Annotated in this window: 23 protein-coding genes and 1 tRNA gene; 7 read left to right on the top strand and 17 right to left on the bottom strand. The window is 71.4% G+C overall.

The window, feature by feature from the left end; genetic code table 11:
* Positions 1–179 precede the first annotated feature (179 nt).
* Positions 180–1,130 carry a CobW family GTP-binding protein gene (locus tag ACQPYE_RS06250; RefSeq protein ID WP_498719880.1) on the top strand — a complete coding sequence of 317 codons (951 nt, stop codon included), beginning with the start codon at positions 180–182 and terminating at the stop codon, positions 1,128–1,130.
* A gap of 21 nt (positions 1,131–1,151) precedes the next feature.
* Here the strand turns inward: ACQPYE_RS06250 and ACQPYE_RS06255 are convergent.
* A tRNA-Leu gene (locus ACQPYE_RS06255) sits at positions 1,152–1,225 on the bottom strand.
* A gap of 175 nt (positions 1,226–1,400) precedes the next feature.
* On the opposite strand from ACQPYE_RS06255, the gene ACQPYE_RS06260 reads away from it, so the two are divergent.
* Positions 1,401–1,622, top strand: coding sequence for a DUF3618 domain-containing protein (locus ACQPYE_RS06260; protein ID WP_033438423.1), 222 nt, complete (start codon positions 1,401–1,403; stop codon positions 1,620–1,622).
* 7 nt (positions 1,623–1,629) lie between these two features.
* On the opposite strand, the gene ACQPYE_RS06265 is transcribed toward ACQPYE_RS06260, so the two are convergent.
* Complete coding sequence (locus tag ACQPYE_RS06265) at positions 1,630–2,244, bottom strand: TetR/AcrR family transcriptional regulator (protein WP_498719881.1); 615 nt, start codon at positions 2,242–2,244, stop codon at positions 1,630–1,632.
* Between the two features lie 94 nt (positions 2,245–2,338).
* A complete protein-coding gene (locus ACQPYE_RS06270) occupies positions 2,339–2,599 on the bottom strand; it encodes a hypothetical protein (protein WP_498719882.1) in 261 nt (86 codons plus the stop codon).
* Positions 2,600–2,821: 222 nt separating this feature from the next.
* Between ACQPYE_RS06270 and ACQPYE_RS06275 the strand changes: the two genes are divergently transcribed.
* Entirely contained in the window at positions 2,822–3,382 is a 561-nt protein-coding gene (locus ACQPYE_RS06275; RefSeq protein ID WP_498719883.1) for an LAVTG motif-containing sortase-dependent surface protein, read from the top strand.
* Between the two features lie 9 nt (positions 3,383–3,391).
* Here the strand turns inward: ACQPYE_RS06275 and ACQPYE_RS06280 are convergent, their stop codons facing one another.
* Positions 3,392–4,000 (bottom strand): TetR/AcrR family transcriptional regulator, encoded by a 609-nt coding sequence (locus ACQPYE_RS06280; RefSeq protein ID WP_498719884.1) that lies wholly within the window; start codon positions 3,998–4,000, stop codon positions 3,392–3,394.
* Between the two features lie 77 nt (positions 4,001–4,077).
* Here ACQPYE_RS06280 and ACQPYE_RS06285 point away from each other — a divergent pair, with 77 nt between their 5' ends.
* Positions 4,078–5,565 carry a flavin-containing monooxygenase gene (locus ACQPYE_RS06285; protein ID WP_498719885.1) on the top strand — a complete coding sequence of 496 codons (1,488 nt, stop codon included), beginning with the start codon at positions 4,078–4,080 and terminating at the stop codon, positions 5,563–5,565.
* A 121-nt stretch (positions 5,566–5,686) separates the two neighbouring features.
* Here ACQPYE_RS06285 and ACQPYE_RS06290 read toward each other — a convergent pair whose 3' ends face one another.
* The 5 genes from ACQPYE_RS06290 to ACQPYE_RS06310 form a co-directional block, all read right to left on the bottom strand.
* A complete protein-coding gene (locus ACQPYE_RS06290; protein ID WP_498719886.1) occupies positions 5,687–6,403 on the bottom strand; it encodes a type 1 glutamine amidotransferase in 717 nt (238 codons plus the stop codon).
* A complete protein-coding gene (locus ACQPYE_RS06295) occupies positions 6,400–7,578 on the bottom strand; it encodes a MurT ligase domain-containing protein (protein ID WP_498719887.1) in 1,179 nt (392 codons plus the stop codon). The genes ACQPYE_RS06290 and ACQPYE_RS06295 overlap by 4 nt, the downstream gene beginning before the upstream one ends.
* A 114-nt stretch (positions 7,579–7,692) precedes the next feature.
* The gene (locus ACQPYE_RS06300) at positions 7,693–8,175 is read right to left on the bottom strand and encodes a helix-turn-helix domain-containing protein (RefSeq protein ID WP_498719888.1); all 483 of its coding nucleotides are present in this window, start codon (positions 8,173–8,175) and stop codon (positions 7,693–7,695) included.
* A 131-nt stretch (positions 8,176–8,306) separates the two neighbouring features.
* Complete coding sequence (locus tag ACQPYE_RS06305) at positions 8,307–8,972, bottom strand: SanA/YdcF family protein (protein ID WP_498719890.1); 666 nt, start codon at positions 8,970–8,972, stop codon at positions 8,307–8,309.
* A gap of 22 nt (positions 8,973–8,994) precedes the next feature.
* Positions 8,995–10,731, bottom strand: a complete 1,737-nt coding sequence (locus ACQPYE_RS06310) for an LCP family protein (protein ID WP_498719891.1) — start codon at positions 10,729–10,731, stop codon at positions 8,995–8,997.
* A gap of 398 nt (positions 10,732–11,129) precedes the next feature.
* Between ACQPYE_RS06310 and ACQPYE_RS06315 the strand changes: the two genes are divergently transcribed.
* Positions 11,130–14,075 (top strand): glycine--tRNA ligase, encoded by a 2,946-nt coding sequence (locus ACQPYE_RS06315; RefSeq protein ID WP_498722849.1) that lies wholly within the window; start codon positions 11,130–11,132, stop codon positions 14,073–14,075.
* Positions 14,076–14,143: 68 nt separating this feature from the next.
* Here the strand turns inward: ACQPYE_RS06315 and ACQPYE_RS06320 are convergent, their stop codons facing one another.
* Complete coding sequence (locus ACQPYE_RS06320) at positions 14,144–14,308, bottom strand: hypothetical protein (RefSeq protein WP_498719892.1); 165 nt, start codon at positions 14,306–14,308, stop codon at positions 14,144–14,146.
* A 309-nt stretch (positions 14,309–14,617) separates the two neighbouring features.
* Here ACQPYE_RS06320 and ACQPYE_RS06325 point away from each other — a divergent pair, with 309 nt between their 5' ends.
* On the top strand, positions 14,618–15,727 hold the full coding sequence (locus ACQPYE_RS06325) for a sugar ABC transporter substrate-binding protein (RefSeq protein WP_498719893.1): 1,110 nt from the start codon (positions 14,618–14,620) through the stop codon (positions 15,725–15,727).
* Here ACQPYE_RS06325 and ACQPYE_RS06330 read toward each other — a convergent pair.
* The 3 genes from ACQPYE_RS06330 to ACQPYE_RS06340 form a co-directional block, all read right to left on the bottom strand.
* Positions 15,724–15,885 carry a hypothetical protein gene (locus ACQPYE_RS06330; protein ID WP_498719894.1) on the bottom strand — a complete coding sequence of 54 codons (162 nt, stop codon included), beginning with the start codon at positions 15,883–15,885 and terminating at the stop codon, positions 15,724–15,726. The genes ACQPYE_RS06325 and ACQPYE_RS06330 overlap by 4 nt on opposite strands.
* Positions 15,886–15,966: 81 nt before the next feature.
* Entirely contained in the window at positions 15,967–16,689 is a 723-nt protein-coding gene (locus ACQPYE_RS06335) for a hypothetical protein (RefSeq protein ID WP_498719895.1), read from the bottom strand.
* A 23-nt stretch (positions 16,690–16,712) separates the two neighbouring features.
* Positions 16,713–17,045 carry a hypothetical protein gene (locus tag ACQPYE_RS06340; protein WP_498719896.1) on the bottom strand — a complete coding sequence of 111 codons (333 nt, stop codon included), beginning with the start codon at positions 17,043–17,045 and terminating at the stop codon, positions 16,713–16,715.
* 245 nt (positions 17,046–17,290) lie between these two features.
* Between ACQPYE_RS06340 and cspE the strand changes: the two genes are divergently transcribed.
* Positions 17,291–17,497, top strand: a complete 207-nt coding sequence (cspE, locus tag ACQPYE_RS06345) for a transcription antiterminator/RNA stability regulator CspE (protein WP_015098655.1) — start codon at positions 17,291–17,293, stop codon at positions 17,495–17,497.
* An 84-nt stretch (positions 17,498–17,581) separates the two neighbouring features.
* On the opposite strand, the gene ACQPYE_RS06350 is transcribed toward cspE, so the two are convergent.
* The 4 genes from ACQPYE_RS06350 to ACQPYE_RS06365 all read right to left on the bottom strand — a co-directional run bounded on the left by ACQPYE_RS06350 (position 17,582) and on the right by ACQPYE_RS06365 (position 23,579).
* The gene (locus tag ACQPYE_RS06350) at positions 17,582–18,001 is read right to left on the bottom strand and encodes an ester cyclase (RefSeq protein WP_498719897.1); all 420 of its coding nucleotides are present in this window, start codon (positions 17,999–18,001) and stop codon (positions 17,582–17,584) included.
* A 259-nt stretch (positions 18,002–18,260) separates the two neighbouring features.
* A complete protein-coding gene (locus ACQPYE_RS06355) occupies positions 18,261–19,967 on the bottom strand; it encodes an acyl-CoA dehydrogenase family protein (protein WP_498719899.1) in 1,707 nt (568 codons plus the stop codon).
* Between the two features lie 98 nt (positions 19,968–20,065).
* The gene (locus tag ACQPYE_RS06360; RefSeq protein WP_498719901.1) at positions 20,066–20,878 is read right to left on the bottom strand and encodes an SWIM zinc finger family protein; all 813 of its coding nucleotides are present in this window, start codon (positions 20,876–20,878) and stop codon (positions 20,066–20,068) included.
* Entirely contained in the window at positions 20,871–23,579 is a 2,709-nt protein-coding gene (locus ACQPYE_RS06365; RefSeq protein WP_498719902.1) for a DEAD/DEAH box helicase, read from the bottom strand. The genes ACQPYE_RS06360 and ACQPYE_RS06365 overlap by 8 nt, the downstream gene beginning before the upstream one ends.
* Positions 23,580–23,589: the final 10 nt, after the last annotated feature.

A 23,589-nucleotide genomic window follows, 5' to 3' on the forward strand; every position in this document is an offset into this window, starting at 1 on the left:
TCCTACGTTCAGAACGACCGTGTCCTACGTTCGCGTACCCCGAGTTGAACGCTCAGGACGGTCGATCTCGTTCTGAGCGTTCAACTCGGGTGTCCTGAACGTAGGACACGGGTGACGCGAACGTAGGACTCGCGAGGCGTGGAGGTACGACTCGCGCGGGGGACGTAGGATCGGTCGGCGTGAAGCGGATCCCGGTGGTCGTGGTGGCGGGGTTCCTCGGCTCCGGCAAGACGACGTTGCTCAACCACCTGCTCGGCGGCAGTCGCGGCACGCGGGTCGGGGTGGTGGTCAACGACTTCGGCGCCATCGGCATCGACGCGATGAGCGTGGCCGGTCAGGTCGACTCCACCGTCTCGCTCAGCAACGGGTGCCTGTGCTGCGCGGTGGACGTCAGCGAGCTCGACGGGATGCTCGCCAAGCTCGACTCGCTGGTCGACGTCATCGTCATCGAGGCGAGCGGCCTGGCTGAACCGCAGGCGATGGCACGGATGGTGCTCGCGAGCGAGAACCCGCGCCTGGCCTACGGCGGCCTGGTGCTGCTGGTCGACGCGGCGGAGTTCCCCGACGACCTGGCACGGCACGTGCGCGTGGCGGACCTCGTGGTGCTGAACAAGGTCGACCGCGTCACGGACCCCTCGGCGCTCGCGGCCGAGATCGACCGGCTCAAGCCCGGCGTGCCCGTGGTCCGGTCGTCGTTCGGCCGCGTCGACCCGGCCCTGCTGTTCGACCCACGTCCGCGGGAGCGGTTCGGCCAGCTGTCGTTCGAAGACCTGCTCGACGAAGAGCACGACCACGTGCGCTACGACAGCGTGGAGTTCACCGGCGGCGCGATGAACCCGTTGCGGCTCATGGCCTTCCTCGACGCGCGCCCCAAGGGCCTGTACCGGATCAAGGGCTTCGTGCGGTTCGACGTGCCCGGCCACCGGCAGCGGTTCGGCCTGCACACCGTCGGCGCGTTCCTGCGGTTCGAGCGCTCGGCGTGGCCGGGACCGCGGCGCACCGAGCTCGTGCTGATCGGCACGGACCTGGACGTCGCCGCGGTCCGCGCCGACCTGGCCGCTTGCGGGGAGGCGGACCCGACCGCCGTGGACCCGCAGTCGATGCTGGAGGTCCTGCGCTACGCGGTGTGACCCGGAACGGGGACGGGTGAGTGGGCTCGGAGAGACTCGAACTCTCACTGGCACGGACCTAAACCGTGTGCCTCTGCCAATTGGGCTACGAGCCCGTCGTCGCAAGCTTATCGGCAGGCCCCGGTCACCCGACCCGGAGGGACGCCACGGCCGCCGCCACCCGCGCACTTGAGTGAAAACAGTGTTATAAAAGCTCTCGTCGGACGGCCAGGTCAACGTGGTCGGCCCGTCTCAACTACGGTTGTGACCAAGGAGCAGGTAGGAGGAGATGTGGCCCGCGATCCCGACACCATCCAGCGCGAGATCGAGCAGGCTCGTGACGCGCTGGCCGTGACCCTCGACGAGCTGGGGACGAGGGCGAATCCCCAGCGCTTCGTCGAGTCCGGCAAGGAGAGCGTGCGCGCGAAGCTCGACGAACCCAAGATCCGGTACTCGCTGATCGCGGTGGCCGTGCTCGTCGGGTTCGCCTTGCTGCGCAAGCTGTTCCGCTGAAGGTGCGCTACTGCCCCTTGGCGACGAGGGGCACCAGCACCTGTTCCACCACGCGGTCGACGAAGGGCAGGTCCAGCGGGTCTCCGGTGAGCATCAACCGGTAGATCAGGGCCGCGCCCGCGATCTCGACCGCCATGCCGCGCGGCGCGTCCTGGCGGAGTTCACCGCGCTCCTCGGCGCGGTCCAGGATGCGCCGCAGCACGTCCCGCTGCGCGGTCAGGAACGTCTCGCGGAACGCCGAGGCGAGCTCGGGCTCGTGCGGCAGCTCGCCCACGAGGGCCTGCGCCGCCTTGCCGATCGGGCCGGACAGGAACGCGGCGAACGCGCTCAGGAACTCCCGCAGGTCGCCGCCGAGCGAGCCGGTGTCCGGCTCGGCCAGGTTGCGCTGCGCCAACTGCGTGCACGTGTCGATCACCAGGTCGAGCTTGGACTCCCACCGCCGGTAGATGGTCGCCTTGCCCGCACGGGCGCGCGCCGCGACGGCGTCCATCGTCAGCGCGCGGTACCCGACTTCGGCCATCACCTCCAGCGCGGCCTGCCGCAACGCGTCGTCCCGGCTGGCGTCTCTCGGTCTGCCTCGCTGCGGGGTCCGGGTAGCCCCGCTGTACACCGGTGTGGCCATTTCGCGCTCCTGTCGCCTTTGGCCGGACATCCTAGGCCGGGTGCGCCCGGAACCAGGCCCAGGCCATCTCGTCGGCCGGCGCGCCGCTTCGGGTTCACCCCGTCGGTGGTGGCACGAGACCCGCTCGGGTGTGCAGGTAGGCCACCGAGAACGCGAGCGCGTCGCCTTCCAGCAAGTGCACCACGGCCCGGGCGGAGCGGCCGGTCGCGATCTCCTCCACCAACTGGTCGGCGGCGAGCCTGGCCGCGATAAGGCCTGGTGCGGTGGCGTCGAGCTCCTTGCCGGCGGCGCGCACGGTGACGGCCCAGTCGTCGCCGTCGCGTCGGTAGTTCGCGGTGATGGGGAGTGTGGTCATGCCTTGCCTTCCGTGGTCGTTGCGCATATCTGACCGGCGTTCGGGCGTCGGCGCGGAGTCATTCCTTCGATCGTGTGGCACCCGCGAAAAGCACCGGAGCCCCTGTGTCGTCACCCGTTCGTGTATTCGAATACGGTGCACACACCGTGCATGAGCGGTAACGCACGGCCACCGGCCACCGATAGGCCATTTGGAGCAATGTCCAACGTTGGAGAGGTCCTGATGAGCCGTCGAGTGGTCGTTGTGGTGTGCGTGGCGTTGGGGCTGGCGGTCGCGCCTGGCGTGGCGTCGGCCGGTCCGCCGTGGCAGGTGCCGGACGGGTGGGGCGACCAGGTCCGGGGTGACGTCTGCCGGCACCGGGGCGACCCGCCGTGCCACACGCCGACCACGCCCACCACCACGACCACGTGCACGACGACCACGGCGCCGTCGACCACGGTGCCGTCGACCGGCGGGACGACCACCGGGACGTCGACCGGGGCGACCACCACGACGACCGACGTGTCCGGCACGTCCGCGACCTCCGTCACCACCACGGGTGTCGCCGGGACCACGACCGCGTCGACCACCTCGACGTCGGACGCGCGGACCACCACCGGCGCGGTGACCACGACCGGTGCGGTCGCCGCCGGGCACGCCGCCGCACCGCCTCCGCCACGCGCGGTCGCCGACCACGAGTTGGCGCACACCGGCGCCACGCCGCTGTGGACGGCTGTCGGCGGCCTGGCCGCGCTGCTCGGGGGCGCGGTGCTGCTGCTGTTCAGCCGCCGTCGGCGCGCCTGACCGTGCCGGTCACGTCGTGAGCCGGCTCGCCACGCCCCGCCACACGACGTCCATGACGTAGGCCGTCGCGAGCGCGGGTCCCACCTCGGGCCTGCGCTCGCACCACAGCGCGAGCCGTTCGGTCGAGCCGACCACGATCTCGGCGAACGCCTCGGCCTCCACCGCGTCCACGTCGGAGTCGAAGCTGCCGATCACGGCCGCGATCAGGTCGGTCTGCTGGCGGCGGATGCCCTCGACCTCCTCGACGGCCGACGGCACGGTGATCGCCGCCTCCTGCCGCAGCAGCGCCCACGACTGCTTGTGCTCGGCGATGAACTCGAAGAACGCCATCAAGCCGCGCCGCAGGACCTCCTCGGGCCCGTCCGCGCCGGCGATCGCCCGCTGCGTGCGGTCGAGCAGCTCCGTGCGCGCCCGGTGGACGCAGCCGATGAGCAGGCCCTCCTTGGAGCCGAAGTACTCGTAGAGCATCGGCTTGGACACCCCGACCCGTTCGGCGATCTCGTCCATCGACGCCGCCAGGTACCCGCGCTCGGCGAAGACGCCCTCGGCGATCTCGAGCATCTGCGCCTTGCGCTCGGCCTTGGGCATCCGCCGGCGGCGTGGCTCGGTGGTGGTCACGAAGTCGAGACTACCGGAGGTAACTTACTTCAAGTAACCTACTGAGCAGTATGTAGGCGAGCTTGGAGGAGACGGGCATGCACCGAGAGGTCAAAGTCCTGATCGTCGGCACGGGCTTCTCCGGCCTGGGCATGGCGATCGAGCTGAAGCGGGCGGGGGAGCGCGACTTCGTCGTGCTGGAGAAGGCGGGCGACCTCGGCGGCACCTGGCGGGACAACTCCTACCCCGGCTGCGCGTGCGACGTCCCGTCCCACATGTACTCGTTCTCGTTCGAGCTGAACCCGCGCTGGTCGCGCACGTTCGCCCGGCAGCCGGAGATCTGGGACTACCTGAAGCGGGTGGCCGAGAAGTACCGGCTGCGCGAGCACATCCGGTTCGACACCAAGGTCGGCGGCGCGCGGTGGGACGCCGACGACAAGGTCTGGCACGTCACCACCGAGAACGGCGACACGTACACCGCGAAGTCCGTGGTGGCGGGCGTCGGCGCGCTGCACATCCCGAACGTGCCGACCCTGCCGGGCATCGAGGCGTTCCAGGGCAAGACCTTTCACTCGGCCGAGTGGGACCACGACTACGACCTGCGCGGCAAGAGGGTCGCCGTGGTCGGCACGGGCGCGTCCGCGATCCAGTTCGTGCCGCGGATCGTCGACGAGGTGGGCAGCCTGACGCTGTTCCAGCGCACGCCGCCGTGGGTCATGCCGAAGGTCGACCGGGACATCAACACCTGGGAGCAGAAGCTGTTCCGCGCGGCGCCGTTCACCCAGCGCCTGTACCGCAACTTCGTGTACTGGACGCGGGAGTCGAGCGCGCTCGGCTTCGCGGTGAACCCGAAGATCATGGAGTTCGCGCAGAACATCGCCAAGCGGCACATGCGCGCCCAGGTGCCCGACGAGGCGTTGCGGGCGAAGCTGACGCCCGACTACACCATGGGCTGCAAGCGGGTGCTCATCAGCAACGACTACTACCCGGCGTTGGGCAAGCCGAACGTGGACCTGGTGACCGACGGCATCGCCGAGGTGCGGGCGAACAGCGTGGTGGACCGCGCGGGCGTCGAGCACGAGGTCGACGTGATCATCTACGGCACCGGGTTCCACGTGGTCGACTCGTTCGACTACTTGGACATCACCGGCAAGGACGGCGTCGACCTGGCCAAGCAGTGGCGCGAGAAGGGCATCGAGACCTACTACGGCATCACGGTCTCGGGCTTCCCGAACTTCTTCTTCCTGCTCGGCCCGAACACCGGCCTGGGGCACAACTCGGTGGTGTTCATGATCGAGTCGCAGATCCGGTACGTCCGGCAGTGCCTCGAACTGCTGGACCGCCACCAGGCCGACGAGCTGGACGTGCGGCCGGAGGTGCAGGCGCGGTTCAACCGGCAGTTGCAGCGGAAGCTGTCCAAGGGCGTGTGGACCGAGGGCGGCTGCAAGAGCTGGTACCTCGACGCGCAGGGCGTCAACCGCACGGTCTGGCCGGGCTTCACCTGGCGCTACTGGATGCGCACCAAGACCGTGCGCGCCGAGGACTACACCCTGACCCGCGCCCGCCGCACCCGCGTCCCGGCCTGACCCGAACGTTCGACTCGGGTGTTCCGAACGTAGGACTCTCGCGTTGCGAACGTAGGACTCTCGCGAGAGTCCTACGTCCAGGGCGCGAGAGTCCTGCGTTCGGAGACGGTGAGTTCGACGTTCAGGCGGTGAAGCCGGCGGCCTTGGTGCGTTCGGCGCGCAGGCGGGTCACGTCGGGCAGGTCGAGCGGGCTCGGCTTGGCGCCCGTGGCCCACTCGATCAGCAGGTCGGCGATCTGCGGGTTGCGCGGCAGCACGGGACCGTGCAGGTACGTGCACAGGATCCGACCCTGCACCGCGCCCTCCACCCGGCCGTCGTTGCCCGTGCCCACCTTGACGTGCGCCAGCGGACGGGCGGACGGGCCCAGCACGGTGCGGCCCTGGTGGTTCTCGAACCCGGTCAGCACGCCCTCGAACAGGCCGTCGGCGGGGGTCGCGACCACCTCGCCGATGGCCCGGCTGCCGCCCGCGTGCGACGTCGAGTCGATCAACCCGAGCCCGGCGTGCGTCACCTGGTCGGCCCGGGTGAACGACTCGCCGAAGATCTGGATCCCCGCGCACACGCCGAGGATCACCGCGCCGCGGGCCGCCGCGCGCTGCATCCCCGGGTGCTCGCGCAGGTGCCGCACGGCCAGCGTCTGCGCCGTGTCCTCACCGCCGCCGACCACGTAGATGTCGCACGACTCCGGCACGGGCTCGCCGAACCGGATGTTCACGATCTCGGCGGAGATGCCCCGCCACGTCATCCGCTTCTCCAGCACGACCGCGTTGCCGAAGTCGCCGTACGTGCCGAGCAGGTCGGGCAGCACGAGTGCGATCTGGACCTTGCTGGTGCTCACTGGGCGGCCCTCGCGTTCAGGTCGCGGAATGCGGTGTAGTTGGCGATCACCTCGACCGGACCGGGCGGCATGGCGTCGATCGCCAGCAGCGGGTCCGGCACGATCGTGTGCTCGACCTCGGCGTACGTCAGCCGCACGGCCAGGTCCGTCGCCCGCTCGCCGGACGCGATGACCTGCCGGCCGCGCAGCCGCTCGAACGGCACGTCCCACAGCCACGACAGGTCGCGCCCGTCGGCCTCGTGGGCGTTGATCACCAGCACGGCGGGGTGGTCGGCCTCGCGCACCACGGTCAACGTCTCGCTCCACCCGGCCGGGTTCTTCGACAGCAGCAGCCTGGCCCGGTGCCCGGAGCGCTGGATCGTCCGGTACCGGCCCGCCACGTTGGCCACCGCGCGCAACCGCTGCACGGCCTCCTCGACGGGCACGCCCAGGGCGGCGGCGGCGGCCGTGGCCATCACCGCGTTGGCCTGGTTGAACTTGCCGGGCAGCCGCAGCGCCAGCTCCACCTTCGCTCCGGTGGGCGTGACCAGGTACCCGTCGCCGGTCACCCACTGGGGCCGGGGCCGGGCCAGGTCGCAGCCGGTGCAGTGCCAGTGCTCGCCCTCCCAGCGGATCGGGTCGCCGCAGCGCGGGCACGAGGCCGCGTCGTTGTGCCAGCCCGTCCCGGTGGCGACCCACACCACGTTCGCCGAGTCACGGGCCGCAGACGTCACCATGATGTCGTCGCAGTTGGCCACCACTACGCCGGTCACCGCCGCCAGCGCCGTGCGCAGCGACTTCTCGATGGTGCGCACCTCGCCGACCCGGTCGAGCTGGTCGCGGCTGAGGTTGAGCAGCACGGCCACCTCGGGCGACGCGGCCCGCACGACCTCGGGGAAGTACCCCTCGTCGACCTCGAGCACCGCGAACGGCGCGTCGGGCTGCTTGGACAGCGCGGTCACGTGCCCGTCGGGCATGTTCGCGCCACCGTGGTTGGTGGCGACCTCGCCCAGGAACGACACGGCCCGGCTGAGCATCATCGTGCTGGTCGTCTTGCCGTTGGTGCCGGTCACCAGCGCGACCGAGCGCCCGGACGTCAAGTGCGCCAGCGCCTGCGGATCGAGCTTCAGCGCGACCCGGCCGCCGATCATGCCGCCCGCGCCCAGGCCCATCTTCTGCGACAGCTTGGAACTCATGTTGCCCAGTCGCACGGCCGCCGCGGTGCGCAGCGGCAAGCGGGCTGGGTCTGCACCTGGAGTGTTCGGCAAACCGACTTCCCGGATCTGTCAGGGGAGGGAGATCCCCCGATGCTACCGGTGTCGCTGGTGGTCCAGTTCCCGCAGGGTCCGGATCAGGTCCACCGTGCTGAGCTGGCACAACTGGGCCATGTACTCCAGCGCGGGCAGGTCGAGGTGCACCTCGGGCGCTTGGCCGGGCACCAGGTGCGCGAGCCTGCCCTGCGCCCAACGGCGCAGCGGCATCAGCTGCGGCCGCGGGTCGGCGACGACCGTGGCCAGGTCTACCGAGAGGTGACCGGCGGGCGCGTCACCGAACACGCGTTCGTGCACGCGGGCGAGCACCTGGTGCGCGGGCACGCCGAGCGCGGCGCAGATCTCCGCCAACCGGACCACCGAGCACTGGCGGGTGCCCAGTTCGTACGTGGCCAGCGTTTGCAGCGAGATGTCGCTCTGCAGCCGGCGGTTGAGCTCCTTGCGGGTCCATCCGCGCTGCTTGCGAAGGCTGCGGAGCTCATCACCGAGCACGCGCTGGTACGCCGCTGTGTCGATCTGCACCGTCGATCCTCCAGTCCGCCGGGGCCCCGACAGACCCCACGCAGATGGAAAGCGCGACAGGACGATCGCTTACGCGGGTTGTCCGATTTATCGCCCGATCGGGCTAACGGAGTCGTACCGAAAGTAGCGTTTCAACGCTGTAACGCGCTGGTGACGCCGGTCTCGCGCGGCCCGAGGAACTGTGGATCCGGCTTCGCCACGAGGCCGTCCCACATCGCCTTGCCGGCCGCGAACACCTCCCGGAAGTGCCCGTAGGCGGTGGTCGCCACCCGGTCGGACGTGTCGTGCCCCACACCGGACGCCTCGATGCCCGCCGAACGGCACAGCGCCACCGCGCGGGGCAGGTGGAACTCCTGGGTCACCACGGTCAGCCGTTCGACGCCGAAGATCCGCTTCGCCCGCGTGCACGAGTCCCACGTGTCGAGGCCCGCGTAGTCGGCCACCACGACGTCGGCGGGCACGCCTCGCCCGATCAGGTACGTGCGCATGGCGGTCGGCTCGTCGTACCCGGTCCGGCTGTTGTCGCCGCTGACCAGCAGCACCTCGACCTTGCCGCGCCGGTACAGGTCGGCCGCCACGTCCAGCCGACCGGCCAGGAACGGCGTCGGCGTGCCCGACCTGGTCAGGCCCGCGCCGAGGACCAGCGCCACCGGCGCGGCCGGCACGTCGGCCGCGTCGTGCCGGTGGGCGGCGCTGCCGACCTGCACCCACACCCACGGCGTGGCCGCGAGCACGGTCAGCAGGCCGAGCGCGATCAGCACCCGCTTCCAGCGGACGCGTCTGACGAAGCTCCCCACGACTACCCCCCCGAGTGGACGATCAGTTGACGCAGCGCACCCCGTCCGCCGTGATGGGCGGCTCGGTGGGCGTGGTCGTGCCCGGCTGCCGCCGCGCGCCGTCCAGGCCGACCAGCCGGTCGCCGGCGAGCGCCTGCGTGCCCGGCCCGGAGTAGTCCGAGCCGACGAACACGCGCACGTGACCGGCCGGGACGTCGTCGTCCTGCTCGATGTCGAGCCCGCCGAGGGAGTCGGCGACGGCCTCCGCGCCCGCGTCGCCGCCGACGCCGTAGCGGACCACGGACGTGGTCATGGGCGTGGCGTTGTCGGCGCCGCCGTCGGTGAACCGCTCGGCCACGAGCGCCTGCAGCACCCGGCCGGCCAGCCCCGGCGTGCCGGAGGCGTTGCGGACCTCCACGGTGACCGAGGCGTTGTCGAGGGCGGGCGCGCTGGTGCCGGTGGCGTTCGGGTCGGCGCCGAGGTTCTTGAAGAACTTCTTCACGTCGCGCTCGTTGACCTCGACCGCGAGGCCGTCCTCGGGCGTCTCCAGTTCCGGGGTGCCGGTCGGGATCGTCTCGAACTTGAGGTTGCCGCCGGTCAGGTCCTTCATCTGGGTGGCGAACCCCAGCACGTTCCAGTCCTTGTCCAGCACGATGGACTTGGTGAGCGCGTCGATCAGGGAGCTGAGCTTGCCGGGGTCGGACAGCGTGCCGGCGGACAGGATCTGCTTGGCCAGGCCCGCCATGAACACCTGCTGGCGCACGATCCGGTCGAGGTCGCCGCGCAGCAGCCCGTAGCGCTGCCGGACGAACGCCAGCGCCTCGCGCCCCTGGACCTTCTGCGGCCCGGCGGCGAAGTTCGCGCCGGACATGTCGTCGCGGGTGGCCTGGTTCAGACACACGTCCACGCCGCCGATGGCCTTGGTGATCTCGTAGAACCCGACCAGGTTGATCTCGGCGTAGCGGTCGATGGTCACGCCGGTGAGGCCCTCGATGGTCCCGATGAGGTTCTTCGCGCCGGCCTGCCGCGACCGGACCTCCAGCTGGGCCGGGTCGGTGACGCCCTCGCCCTCCAGCTTCGCGATGGCGTCGTTCTTGCCGTAGCCGTACGCGGAGTTGATCTTGTGCCGGCCGTAGCCGCCCGCGATCTGCACGTAGGAGTCGCGCGGGAACGACACCGCGACCGCCTTGCCGCCGTCGTTCGGCACGTGCATCAGGATCAGCGTGTCGGTGTTCAGGCCGCCGTCGTTCTCGTTGCCCGCGTGCAGCTCGTTCAGGATCTCCTGGGGCAGCGGGTTGCCCTTGGCGTCGGTGCGGCTGTCCATGCCGACCATGAGGATGTCGACCGAGCCGTCGGCGGGCTTCTCGCCACCGCCCGCGTCGCTGATGACGTCCGTCGTGGAGATGTCGCTGAGCAGCGTGTTCAGGTTCGCCCACGCGTAGCCGGTGCCCAGCAGCACGCCGATCGAGAACAGCGCGAGCAGCGACCGGCGGAAGATCGCGCCACCGGACGCGCGGCGCTCGGGCGGGCGGCGACGCGGCGGACCCGTGCGGCCGGCGGGCGGGCGTGGGCGTTGGCCGGCGGGCCGTTGCGCCGGCGCGATCCGCCGCGGTTCGGCCGGGCGCCTGCCGTCGGCGTCGCGCTCGGCGGGGCGGCGGTCGGCCTGCGGTCGGGGACGCTCGGCGCCGGACCTCGCCCGGCCGGGCTCGCTGCCGGCTCGTGCGCGTTCGTCCCTCGGCGCGTTCGGCCGGGGCCGCTCACCCGACGAGGGGTCGGTCACGGGTCGTTTCGGCCACTCACCGGGCACGCGCCCGCGTTCGCCGGTCGGGCGCTCGGGCCCGCGCCGTGGCGGCGGGTCGAACCGCCCCCCCGGCTCGGCTCGGCGCGGCGGCTCTTGGGCACGCGGGGGTTGGCCTGCGGAAGGACTCCGAGGGGGAACAGGTCGCCGGCGGAACCCATCGGGTTCGCCTGGCCTCGGCGGCCGGTTGTCCACTCCCACTCCTCCCATGTACCCGGGTTCGTCCCACTGGACGCATGGCAGGCCGCCCGGGTTGCCACCAGCGTCGCACAGCCGGTTCGCCGGACGTGGTGATACCGGTTCGCGGGCCCGCTGACCAGGTCGGTTACCCGATTGTGAGGTCCGCGGTCCCGCGTTCGTAGACTGCCACCGTGCTGACCATGCAGGATGCGCTGCTCGCGCTGACCAGGTACTGGACCGAACGGGGCTGCGTCGTCGTGCAGCCGTACAACACCGAAGTCGGCGCCGGCACGTTGAACCCGGCCACCGTGCTGCGGGTGCTGGGTCCGGAGCCCTGGCGCGTGTCCTACGTCGAACCGAGCGTCCGGCCCGACGACGCCCGGTACGGCGAGAACCCGAACCGGCTGCAGACCCACACCCAGTTCCAGGTCATCCTCAAGCCCGACCCGGGTAACCCCCAGGAGCTGTACCTGGGCAGCCTCGAAGCGCTGGGCATCGACGTCCGGGCGCACGACGTGCGGTTCGTGGAGGACAACTGGGCCTCTCCCGCGCTCGGCGCCTGGGGCCTGGGCTGGGAGGTGTGGCTGGACGGGCTGGAGATCACCCAGTTCACCTACTTCCAGCAGGCGGGCGGCATGTCGCTCGACCCGGTGTCGGTGGAGATCACCTACGGCATCGAGCGCATCATGATGGCTCTGCAGGGTGTCGACCACTTCAAGGACATCGCGTACGCGCCCGGCATCTCCTACGGCGAGGCGTTCGGCCAGGCCGAGTACGAGATGAGCCGCTACTACCTCGACGACGCCGACGTGGCGGCCAACAAGCGGCTGTTCGAGGAGTACGCCGCCGAGGCGCGCCGGATGCTCGACGCGCGGCTGCCCGTGCCCGCGCACAACTACGTGCTCAAGTGCTCGCACGCGTTCAACGTGCTCGACGCGCGTGGCGCGATCAGCACCACCGAGCGGGCCCGCGCGTTCGGGCGGATGCGCGGCCTGGCCCGGGAGGTCGCCGGGCTGTGGGCGGCCCGCCGGGAGGAGCTGGGCCACCCGCTCGGCTTGGCCGAGGCGCCCGCGCCGGCCACCGTGCCGGAGACGTTCGCCGAGGTCACGGCCCCGAGCACGCTGCTGTTCGAGATCGGCGTGGAGGAGTTGCCGCCCGCCGAGGTGACCCGCACCGTCGAGGCGGTGGCCAAGGCCGTGGCGGACAAGCTGGGCGCGACCAGGCTGGCGCACGGCGCGGTCGAGGTGCACGGCACGCCGCGCCGGGTCGTGGTGCTGGTGCCCGACGTCGCGCCGCGCGAGCCGGACGCGGAGAAGACCGTGCGCGGTCCGCGGGTGTCCGCCGCGTTCGACGCCGACGGCAACCCGACCAAGGCCGTGCAGGGCTTCGCCCGGGGCCAGGGCGTGGCCGTCGACGCGCTCGGCCGCGTCACCGAGAACGGCGTCGAGCACGTGGCCCTCGTGCGCACGGACCCCGGTCGCGGCGCGGTGGAGGTGCTCAGCGGGCTGCTCGGCGAGGTGGTGTCCGAGCTGCGCGCCGAGAAGAACATGAAGTGGAACGACCCGAAGCTGTCGTTCACCCGGCCGATCCGCTGGCTGCTCGCGCTGCTGGGCACGACGCCCGTGCCGGTCGCGGTGTCGTCGCTGGCCGCCGAGCCGAAGACCCGCGTGCACCGCACCGCCGCCACGCCGGTGGTGGAGGTGGCGTCGGCGGATGGTTACCTGGAGTTCCTGGCCGGGCACGGCATCGACGCCTCGGCGCCGCGCCGACGTGACGCCATCGTGGCCCGGGCGGAGGAGCTGGCCGCGTCCGTGGGCGGCGTCGTGGACTTCGAGGGCGTGCTGGACGAGGTCACGAACCTGGTCGAGCGGCCGACGCCGATCCTCGGCTCGTTCGAGGAGCGCTACCTGGAGCTGCCCGCCCAGATCCTCACCACGGTGATGCGCAAGCACCAGCGGTACCTGCCGGTGCGCGCGGGGGACGGCTCGCTGCTGCCGCACTTCGTGGCCGTGGCGAACGGCGAGGTGGACGCCGACCTGGTCCGCGCGGGCAACGAGGCCGTGCTGCGCGCCCGGTACGAGGACGCGGCGTTCTTCTGGCGCGCCGACCTGCGCACGCCGTTGGAGGACATGAAGGCCGGGCTGGAGAAGCTGACCTTCGCCGACAAGCTCGGCTCGATGGCGGACCGGGCGGGCCGGATCGCGGTGCTCGCGCGGCGGCTCGCCGAGGAGGTCGGCGCGGCCGACGAGACCCTGGCGCGCGCGGGCGAGCTGGCCAAGTTCGACCTCGGCTCGCAGATGGTGATCGAGCTGTCGAGCCTCGCCGGCGTGATGGCCCGCGAGTACGCCGAGCGGGCGGGGGAGACCCCGGAGGTCGCGCGGGCGCTGTGGGAGATGGAGCTGCCGCGCTCGGCGGGTGACGCGATGCCGTCGTCCACGCCCGGCGCGCTGCTGTCCCTGGCCGACCGGTTCGACCTGCTGGCCGGGCTGTTCGGCATCGGGGCGAACCCGACCGGCAGCTCCGACCCGTTCGGGCTGCGGCGGGCGGCGCTGGGCGCGGTGAGCGTGCTGCGGGCGTTCCCGGACCTGAAGGGCATCACGCTGACCAAGGCGTTGGCGCTGGCCTCCCAGGAGCTGGAGGTGCCGGCCGAAGCGCTGGACACGGCCCGCGAGTTCGCCGTGCGGCGGTACGAGCAGCAGTTGCTCGACGCCGGGCACGACCACCGGTTCGTCAACGCCGTGCTGCCGCTGGCCGACGCGCCCGCGGTGGCCGACACGACGTTGGCCGAGCTGACCGCGCTGGCCGGCGACCCGGACTTCGCCGCGCTGGTCGCCGCGTTGCAGCGGGTGCGGCGGATCGTGCCGGCGGACACCGCGGGGGAGTACGACGCGCAGGCGCTCGTAGAGCCCGCCGAGGTGGCGTTGCACGAGGCGCTGGCCGACGTGCCCGCCGGCGTCACGGGTCTGGCCGCGTTCGTCGCCGCCGCGAACGGGCTCACCGGGCCGGTGAACAGGTTCTTCGACGAGGTGCTGGTGATGGCCGAGGACGCCGACGTGCGGCGGGCCAGGCTGGGGCTGCTGGCCGCGATCCGCGACCTGGCCGCGCCGGTGCTGGACTGGCAGGCCCTGGGCGCCGCGCTGGGCTGACGGAACCCCGCGGACGACGAAGATCCCCGCCCTCCGGTTCGCCGGGGGACGGGGATCTCGGTCTGTCGCTACATGTCGCGGTTGTCTTCGCTCGTCTGGAACTGAGCCTGCGACTGCGAACTGGCGGCGACGGCGTGGTCCGGCGTGACCTGTTCGGCGGCGGCCGGCCCGGCGCCCAAGGCGAGCAGTGCCGCGGCGGTCGCGGCCACCAGCGCTGCGGGGACGATTCTCACGCTGTTCTCCTCACACACCCAGCCAAGGTTCGGCACGCGACACCATCGCACAAAAATCGCCGGAACGGGAGTCCCCTATCGCACCTGCCGGCTCCGTGACCAATCGGGTGCGGAGCGTGATAAGTACGCACTGTAACGGCCCTACCTGCGGTTTCGGTGTTCCGGGAAGGTCAACTGTCCGAATGGGGCGGCCCATTTGGAGCTGCGAGGTTGCTACGTCTTGACGAACCCGCACCCGGAGGGATGGAATTCCGCGACATTCCGTATTTCCCGGGTCTACGTCGATGTGCCCGCGCAAGGGGTTGGCGAATGCGAAGGCTAGTCAGAGCCGTGTCCTGTGGTCTCGTCGCGCTCCTCGCCGTCGGTTGCGGCGCGGAGGTCGACCCGCTCGCGCCGCCGACGGGCAGCCGGGCGCCGCGGCCGGTGGTCGGCGTGATCCTGCCGGACCGCTCGTCGTCGGACCGCTGGGAGGACCAGGACCGGCCGCTGCTGCTCCAGGCGCTGAACTTCGCGGGCATCGAGGGCCTGATCGAGAACGCGGACGGTGACGAGGCGAAGTTCGCCAGCATCGCCGACGAGATGATCGGGCGCGGCGTGAAGGTGCTGATGACGACGCCGCTGAGCCCCGAGGGCGGCGCGGAGGTCGAGCGCAAGGCCCGGGAGGCGGGCATCCCGGTCATCAACTACGACCGGATCAGCCTGGGCGGCCAGGCCGACTACTACGTCTCGTTCGACAACCTCAACGTCGGGGAGTTGCAGGCCGAGGGCCTGCTCAAGTGCCTCGGCGACAAGCAGGGCGCGCGGATCATCGAGCTGCAGGGCGCGCCGACGGACAACAACGCCACCCTGTTCTTCGACGGCCAGCGCCGCAAGCTCGGCCCCAAGTACGACACCGGCGCGTTGAAGCTGGTCGACAGCAAGCCCGTCGACAAGTGGGACCCGGTGCTCGGCAAGGCCGCGTTCGAGCAGATGCTGTCGGCCGCCGGCGGCGCGGTGGACGGCGTGGTCGCGGCCAACGACGGGCTGGCCGGCGCGGCGATCGAGGTGCTCAAGACCAAGGGGCTGGCCGGGAGGGTGCCGGTGACCGGTCAGGACGCCACGCTGGAGGGCCTGCGGGCGATCCTGCGCGGCGAGCAGTGCATGACGGTCTACAAGCCGATCCGGGACGAGGCCGAGGCGGCGGCGCGGCTGGCCATCGCGGTGGCCCGCGGCGACCTCAGCGGCGCGGACGACCTGGCCACCGGCAACACCCGCGACCTGGTGGCGAAGCGGGACGTGAAGTCGGTGCTGCTGGGCGCGGACCTGATCGCCCGGGACAACGTGCGCACGCTGGTGGCCGAGGGCGTGGTCAAGCACGCGGACCTGTGCGCGGGCGACACCGCCGACGACTGCGCCGAGCTGGGCATCCTGAACGGCTAGGCGGCTCCGGGGCCGGGCAGCACGTCGATGCCGGCCGGCCCCATCGGCCCGCCGCACTCCGCGCAGTGCGGCTCCACGTGCGCGATCCGGCCGCACGCGTGGTGGCGGTAGAGCACGGGCGGGCCCGCCTCGCCCGCCGTCCAGCGCACCATCACCATCAGCAGCTCGACCAGCCCGAGCCCCTTCGGCGAGCGCGGGCGTTCGCGGAAGCGGAGACCGCCGAGCCGGACAGCCCCGGCCTAGCCCTCCTCGTCGTGCCGCCCGGAGATGAACTCCTGCACCCGGATCTTCACCTGGATCAGCGGCCGGCGGATGCGGGCCTCGCGGCGGTACGCGCGGCGCAGCTTGCGCGAGCCCTCGGTGTACCGCCACCGGGCCCACGGCGAGCCGGGCCGGGCCAGCCTCAGCGCGCCGATCTCCGGCAGCACGGGCACCAGCAGCCCGATCAGCCCGGTCCACACCTTGCCCTTGAGCAGCGCCACGATGGCGAACGCGAGGTTGACCAGGATGAGCAGCACGCGCACGGCCACGCCCTCGCCGTAGAACTCCTCGTAGCCGACCGGGCGGGCGCCGAGCAGCAGCAGGCCGGTCATCCCGATGGCCAGGAACACCGCGTCCACCGAGAGTCGGCCGTCCTTGGTCCAGTACACGTCGCGCAGGTGCAGGAGCAGCGCGAACTCGTCGAGCACGAGGGCCGCGCCGACGCCGAGCAGGGCCGCCGCGGCAACCCGCACCCCGTGCTGGTCGTCCGGCACGGCCAACCCGGTCATGCCGCCGAGCAGCATGAAGACGGCGCCGAACACGACGTGGTGGATGTGCGTGCCGCCGGGCGTGAAGTTGCCCGGCCACCAGCGCACCTTGGCCCGGATCAGGCGGACGCTGATCCGGATGAAGACGAAGGTGAGCACCAGGCCGAGGAAGAAGAACAGCAGCCGGGACTGGGGCAGGTGGAGCGCGTACACCACCCCATCTTCACCCGGCGGGGTTACTTGAACCTGATGCCGCCCTGGATGTCGCCCGCCTGCACGACGTTGCCGTGCACCGTGCCGGAGATCTGGTTGGACACCCGGCCGGTCTGCGTGACGGCGTGGTGGGCCCGCAGCTCCGCCCCGAAGCCCGGATCGGCCTCGACGGTCCGCTCCAGCGCTTCGCCCAGCGCCTTGACCTCGGGCGAGTCCTCGGGCGCGCCCTCGGCGGCGGTGAGCGCCGCGGTGGCGACGGGATCGTCCGCGAACTTGGCGCGGACCAGCTCGTACAGGCCGGCGACGGCCCGCGAGGCGAGCGACGCGGCGATGGAGACCAGCATCGGTTCAGGCATCGGAGACCCCCTGTGATCGCGACCTCGCCCACGGTAGCAGTGCGACTCGCCGCATTCTTCCGCTCGACTGCCGGCGGGATCTCATGGTTGACTGTCTTCGGTCGTACCATTCTGTGTTCGTGTTCCACCACGCTCGCGGAACGGAGTTGCGGGCGCCGAACTTTCCTCGCCAGGAGGGGCCGGGGCCCTAGCTGACCCGGTGGTCGCAAGCGCGATCCGGCACCTGTTAGAGGAGAAGTAGCAAGATGGCAGTTCAGGGCACCGTCAAGTGGTTCAACGCGGAGAAGGGCTTCGGCTTCATCTCCCCGGACAACGGTGGCGCCGACGTGTTCGTGCACTACTCGGAGATCCAGAGCAACGGCTACCGCACCCTGGAAGAGAACCAGCGGGTGGAGTTCGAGATCGGCCAGGGCCAGAAGGGCCCGCAGGCGCAGGCGGTTCGACCGCTCTGACCTAATCCGGGTCACCACCAGGACCTGGATCTTTTCGGGCCGCCACTCCCCGCTGTCGCGGGGGGTGGCGGCCCGAATCGTTGCTCAGACCCTCAGCGCGGGCGTCTGGTCGACCTGCCCGCCGTAGACCCGCTTGCCGACCAGCCGGGCGTCGTCGAACACGAAGAACGCCGTCGCGCGCACCCGGTAGGCACGCCCTGGGGGCCCCTCGCCGCGGAGACCGCCCTGGTGGGTGCCCCGCAGCTCCAGTTCCACGATCACCGCGTCGTCGGCGTGGTGCAGCTCGACCAGCGTGCTGCGCCGGTCCGGGAACGCGTCGCGGACGCGGGCGTAGTAGTCGGCGACCTCGGCCCGACCGTCGAACACCTGACCGGTCGCCACGATCTCGCACCGGGGGTGGTCGAAGGTGCCCACGGCGGTGTCGAACTCGTGCTCGTTCTCCGACTCCAGGTGCTCCAGCACGATCGCCTCCCGCAGGGCCCGCAGTGCCTTGGACGCGGTCATGCGCGCGATTCCCTCCGGTTCGTCGGTAGCTGACGACGAAACACGCAGCGCACCCACCAGTCAAGACGGCATCCGCGTCGAGGTGTGCGCGAACGGGCGTGCGTTCACCCGTCGAGCGGTGCGCGCGACCGTCCGGTCGGAGTGGCCGTGATTGGTGCCATTGCCCGAGCGGCCGACGGACTGCCAGCCGCGCTTAATCGTTTACCTGGCGCTTCGCCGGTAAGGCGGCGGGTGTTCACCGCCGCCTTACCGTGATCACTCAGGGACGCATTCCGTATGCGCCGGACAGCGCCGCGACCTTGCCCCAGACGCGTTCGAAGCGGGCCTGGTCGACAACGGGCTTGCGGACCTGCGCGACCGCCCAGCCCTGCTGCGCCTCGGTGGACGACGCCTTGCCGTGCAGCGCGACCGCGTAGGCCGAGAAGTCGCGCACCAGCACGTCGAACACCTGGTCGAGCACGTCGGCGTCCAGGTCGGTGAGCCGGGCCTGCTCCAGCGCCAGCTGGCCGTAGACGACCAGCGTGAACAGGTGGCCGAGGTTGAGCAGGAAGTCCAGGTCCGCCTGCTGCTCGTCGTCCGGCGCGGCGGTGGTCAGCAGGGTGCGCAGCCCCCGTGCCTGCTCGTGGAAGCGGGCCACGTTGGGCACGTGCGCGTGCTCGCGGTAGGCCGTCTCCCAGTCGTGGAACGTGACCTGCCCCAGCCCCCGGGCCGGTCCCTGCCGCCAGAAGAAGTCGTCGTCGGCCGGGTCGTGCCTGGTCGGGACGTCGGCGTACGCGGCGGGCTGGAACAGGTAGTTCGGCATGAACTTGAGCACGAGGGCCAGGTTGACGTGGACCGTGCCCTCCAGCTTCGGCAGCGCGCGGATGTCGCGGGCGGCCATCGAGAAGTAGGTGTCCTTCTCGAAGCCCTTGGCCGCGATCACGTCCCAGAGCAGGTCGACGACCCGTTCGCCCTCGCTGGTGACCTTCATCTTGGTGATCGGGTTGAACAGCAGGTAGCGGCGGTCCTCGGGGGACGCGCTGCGGAAGTAGTCCGCGGCGCGGTCGGCGAACAGCTTCATGGCGGTGAGCCGCGCGTAGGCGTCCACGAAGTTCTGCCGCACGTGCGGGAAGTCGGTGACCCGCTTGCCGTACAGGACCCGGTTGTGGGCGTGCGTGATGGCCTCGTAGAACGCGTGCTCGTCGATGCCGATCGAGGCCGTGCACAGGTTGAACTTGCCCACGTTGACCGTGTTGAGGGCGGCGCTGAACGCGTCCGGACCGGTGTGCAGGACGTCGTCCGGGGTGACCGGGTAGCCGTCCAGGTGGAACTCGCTGACGTACATCTGCGAGTCGACCACGTTCTTGACCAGCGTGAACTTCTCGTGCTGCGAGTCGACGGCGAAGAACACGTACCCGTCCGGGCCCTCGACGTCCGCGCGCCGGCCGAAGACCGACACCATGCCGGCCACGTTGCCGTTGCCGATGTAGTACTTGCCGCCGGTCGCGGTGAAGCCGGTGGCGGTGGGCGTGAGGACCATGTCGGTGGAGTAGACGTCCGCGCCGTGCTCCTTCTCCGACAGCCCGAACGCGAACACCGAGCCCCGGTCGAGCAGCGCGGCGGCCTTCTTTCGGGCCGCGGCGTTGTCGCTCATCCAGATCGGGCCCAGGCCCAGCACGGTGACCTGCCAGGCGTACCAGTACTGGAGGCCGTAGAAGGCGAGGACCTCGCTCAACGCGGCGTTGCGGGCGGCGTCCCAGCGCTTGTCGGGGTTGCCGTCGGCCTCGGCGGCGGGCGTGCAGAAGGTCGCGAACAGCTTCTCGCGCGCGACGAAGTCCAGGAACTCCGCGTACCAGACCTTGGCCTGGTCGTCGGCGATCAAGCGGCGCTTGCCGCGCTCCTCGAACCAGTCGACGGTCGCGCGCAGCAGGCGGCGGCTCTCCGCGTCCAGGTGTCCGAAGTCGTGGGTGTTCGGGTGGAACAGCACGGGGTTCTCCCTTCGTCGCCGCCGCACGCTACCAGTCGGTAACTTATTCGGCCCGCCCGCCGGGAGCGCGAGTGCCGGGGTGGGCGGTCAGGGCGCGGTCAGGGCTTCGCCATCCGCCGGTACAGGGGCCGCAGGTCGTCGGTCACCGAACGACCGTCCACGACGAGCGGTTCGAGCTGGTCCAACAGCGCGTCCGGGCGCCTCGTGGTCGGCTCCACGACGTCCGGCACGACCTCGGCGACCTTCGGGCGTGCCCAGAAGTCGGCGAAGGAGTCCGCCGGCTCGGGCACCGCCTCGGTCGGCTCGGCGGGGACGGGCGCGCGCAGGTCGCGCAGCCGGTCCAGCAGGTCCTCGCGGGACCGCCCGCGCCAGGCCAGGATCTCGAACGGGTCGGTGTCGAACGACTCGGCGAGCAGGTAGCAGGTGGCGGCGAGGTGCTTGCACGGCACTTCCCAGTCCGGGCACGTGCAGTCCATGTGCAGCTCGCGCATCGTGCTCGGGAACAGCGTGAGGCCGAGGTCGGCGAACACGTCCTCGATCTCCGGCGGCATCTCGCCCGCCAGCAGCTTGGCCGCGAAGATCGCCTGGTCGGCCAGCGCGTGCTCGATGCGCCGCCAGTCGTCGTCGGTGAACTTCCGCACCCCGATCCGCGCCCGGTACGGCTCGGGGCGCGTGCCGGTGACCAGCGCCACCACCAGGCTGGAGGACAGGGACAGGCTCATCACCTGGCCGGTGCGCGCGTACGCCCGACCGCGGTTCAGGCGGCCTGCCATGCCGAACGACTCCAGGACCTCGAGGAACCGCCGCGACCACCACGTCTGCGCGACGTCACCCCGCTTGCTGCGCAGCGTGAGGCCGCCCTCGACCCGGATCGGCCGCGACGGCGGCCGGTACCTGTGCCAGTCAGTCACCGACGGCCTCCCCGGACAGGGCGAACAGCTCGCGCAGCTCGCCGGTCGACATCTCGGTCAGCCAGTCCTCACCGGCGCCGACCACGAGCTGCGCCAACCCGCGCTTCTCCTCGATCATGCGGTCGATGCGCTCCTCCAGCGTGCCGACGCAGACGAACTTGCGCACCTGCACGTGGTTGCGCTGGCCGATGCGGAACGCCCGGTCGGTGGCCTGGTCCTCCACGGCCGGGTTCCACCAGCGGTCGAGGTGGATGACGTGGTTGGCGGCGGTCAGGTTCAGCCCCGTGCCGCCTGCCTTCAGCGAGAGCACGAAGATCGACGGGCCGTCGTCGGCCTGGAACCGCCGCACCATCTCGTCGCGCTGCCGCTTCGGCGTGCCGCCGTGCAGGTAGAGGACCTCGGTGTCGAACCGGGCGGCCAGGTGGGGCACCACGAGGGAGCCGAAGGCGGTGAACTGGGTGAAGCACAACGCCTTGTCGCCGTCGGCCAGCGCTTCGTCCAGGATTTCCTCCAGCCGGGTGAGCTTGCCGGAGCGGCCGGCGACGCGCGAGCCGTCACCGAGGAGCTGCGCCGGGTGGTTGCAGACCTGCTTGAGGCGCGACATCGTGGCCAGGACCAGGCCCTTGCGCTTGACGCCCTCCGCCTCGGCGATCTTGGCCAGCATGTCGTCCACCACGGCCTGGTAGAGCGTGGCCTGTTCGGCGGTCAGCGTGCACAGCTGCTTGACCTCGATCTTGTCCGGCAGGTCGGTGATGATCCGCGGGTCGGTCTTGAGGCGGCGGAGCACGAACGGGCCGGTGATCCGGCGCAGGCGGACGGCGGCGTCCTCGTCGTGGTGGCGTTCGACGGGCACGGCGAAGCGGGCGCGGAACGTGCTGACCGTGCCCAGGACACCGGGGTTGACGAAGTCCATGATCGACCACAGCTCGGCCAGCCGGTTCTCCACCGGCGTGCCGGTCAACGCCACGCGGTGCCGTGCGGGGATCGCGCGCACCACCTTCGACTGCCGGGTGGAGCTGTTCTTGATGTTCTGCGCCTCGTCCAGCACGACGCGGTCCCAGCTCACGTCGGCGAGCTTCCCGGCGTCACGCGCGACGACCGCGTAGGTGGTGATGACCAGGTCGCAGTTCGCGTCGAGGGCGCGCTCCGCGCCGTGGTAGACGCGCACCTCCAGGCCGGGCGTGAAGCGGGCGGCCTCGCGCTGCCAGTTGCCGACCACGGACATCGGGCAGACCAGCAGCGTCGGCAGGCGCTTGCCGTGCGCGCGGTTGTGCGCTTCCAGGGCCAGCAGTTGGACGGTCTTGCCGAGGCCCATGTCGTCGGCCAGGCACGCGCCCAGGCCCAGCCGGTCGAGGAACGCGAGCCAGGCCAGGCCGCGCTGCTGGTAGGGGCGGAGTTCGGCGACCAGGCCCTTCGGCTGCCCGACCGGCTCCAGGTGGTGCTCGACCTCGCCGGAGAGCAGGTCTCCCAGCCAGCCGGTGGCGCTGACCCCGTTCAGCGGGAGTGGCAGGTCGGCGTCCTCCGGGTGCAGGCCGGAGTGCAGCAGGACCTGCGCCGCCGTCATCTGCCCGCCGCCCCGCTTGAGGAAGGCGAGGCCCGCGGCGAGGCGCTTCGGGTCGACGTGCACCCACTGGCCGCGGACCCGGACCAGCGGCACCTTGGCCTCGGCGAGGGACTGGAGCTCGGCCTCGGTCAGCCGCTCGTCGCCGACCGCCAGTTCCCACCGGTAGTCGACCAGGACCTTCAGGCCGAGCTCGCTCTCCTTCGCGACCTGACCCGCCGTGCCGCGACTGGTGGCCGTGAGCCGGAGCCCGAGCCGGTGGGGTTGCCGCCACCACGAGGGCAGCATCACGCCGAAGCCCGCCTCCGCCAGCACCGCCGCGTGCTGGAGGAAGTCGTAGGCGCCTTCGACGTCCAGCGCCAGCTCGACGGGCCGCCGGGCGGAGAGCGCCCGATCCAGCGTCGGGTAGAGCCGACCGGCCCGTCCGAGGTCGCCGAGCAACACGTCCTCGGGTCGGCCGACCCACCGCCGCAGGACGGCATCCTGCTTGTGCCACAACTGCTCCGCCGTCACCACGACGCTCGGTTCGTCCACGGCCTGGAGCAGGAACTCGACCCGCCACCCGTCCTTCGCCATGCCGCCCTGGTCGGGTGAGCTGAGCCGGAAGCAGGTCCGAACAGGACTCTGCCGCAACCCGTTGGCCCGCCAAGTCGCCACCCTGGCGCGCAACGCACCCACCTCACCGACCACGCGCGGCTCGTCCACCAACGCGTCCAGCCACCGCCCCACAACCCCGTCGCCGCCCGGTCGGGCACCCCGCAACGCCGCCCTGACCTCACGGTCGACCGCGCGGTCCAGCACCTCCTCGACCAGGTCGCCAGGCCCGTCGGAGCCCCGGAACGACGGCGGCGCACTCGCCCGCAGCGCGGCGAAGCGCAACGAGTCCACCCCGGACAACGCGGCCCGCCACCTCGCGAACCCGTCCCCGTCCAGCGACGGCAGCACCCGACCACGCCGGACCAGTTCCCGCCCGAACCCGAGGACGTCGTCCAGGAACTTCCACGAAGCACCACCCCGGCAGTCCGGCGGCAGCGACCCGCCCACCTCCTCGACCCACACCACCGGAACCACCCACTCCCGCCACCGCAGCGCGCCCCGCCGCCCACCGGCGGTCTCCCGGACCAACTCGGGCGACCCCACCGGCCCACCC

The organism is Actinosynnema sp. CA-299493, from assembly GCF_050946825.1.
In the GTDB taxonomy this organism is placed as follows: domain Bacteria; phylum Actinomycetota; class Actinomycetes; order Mycobacteriales; family Pseudonocardiaceae; genus Actinosynnema.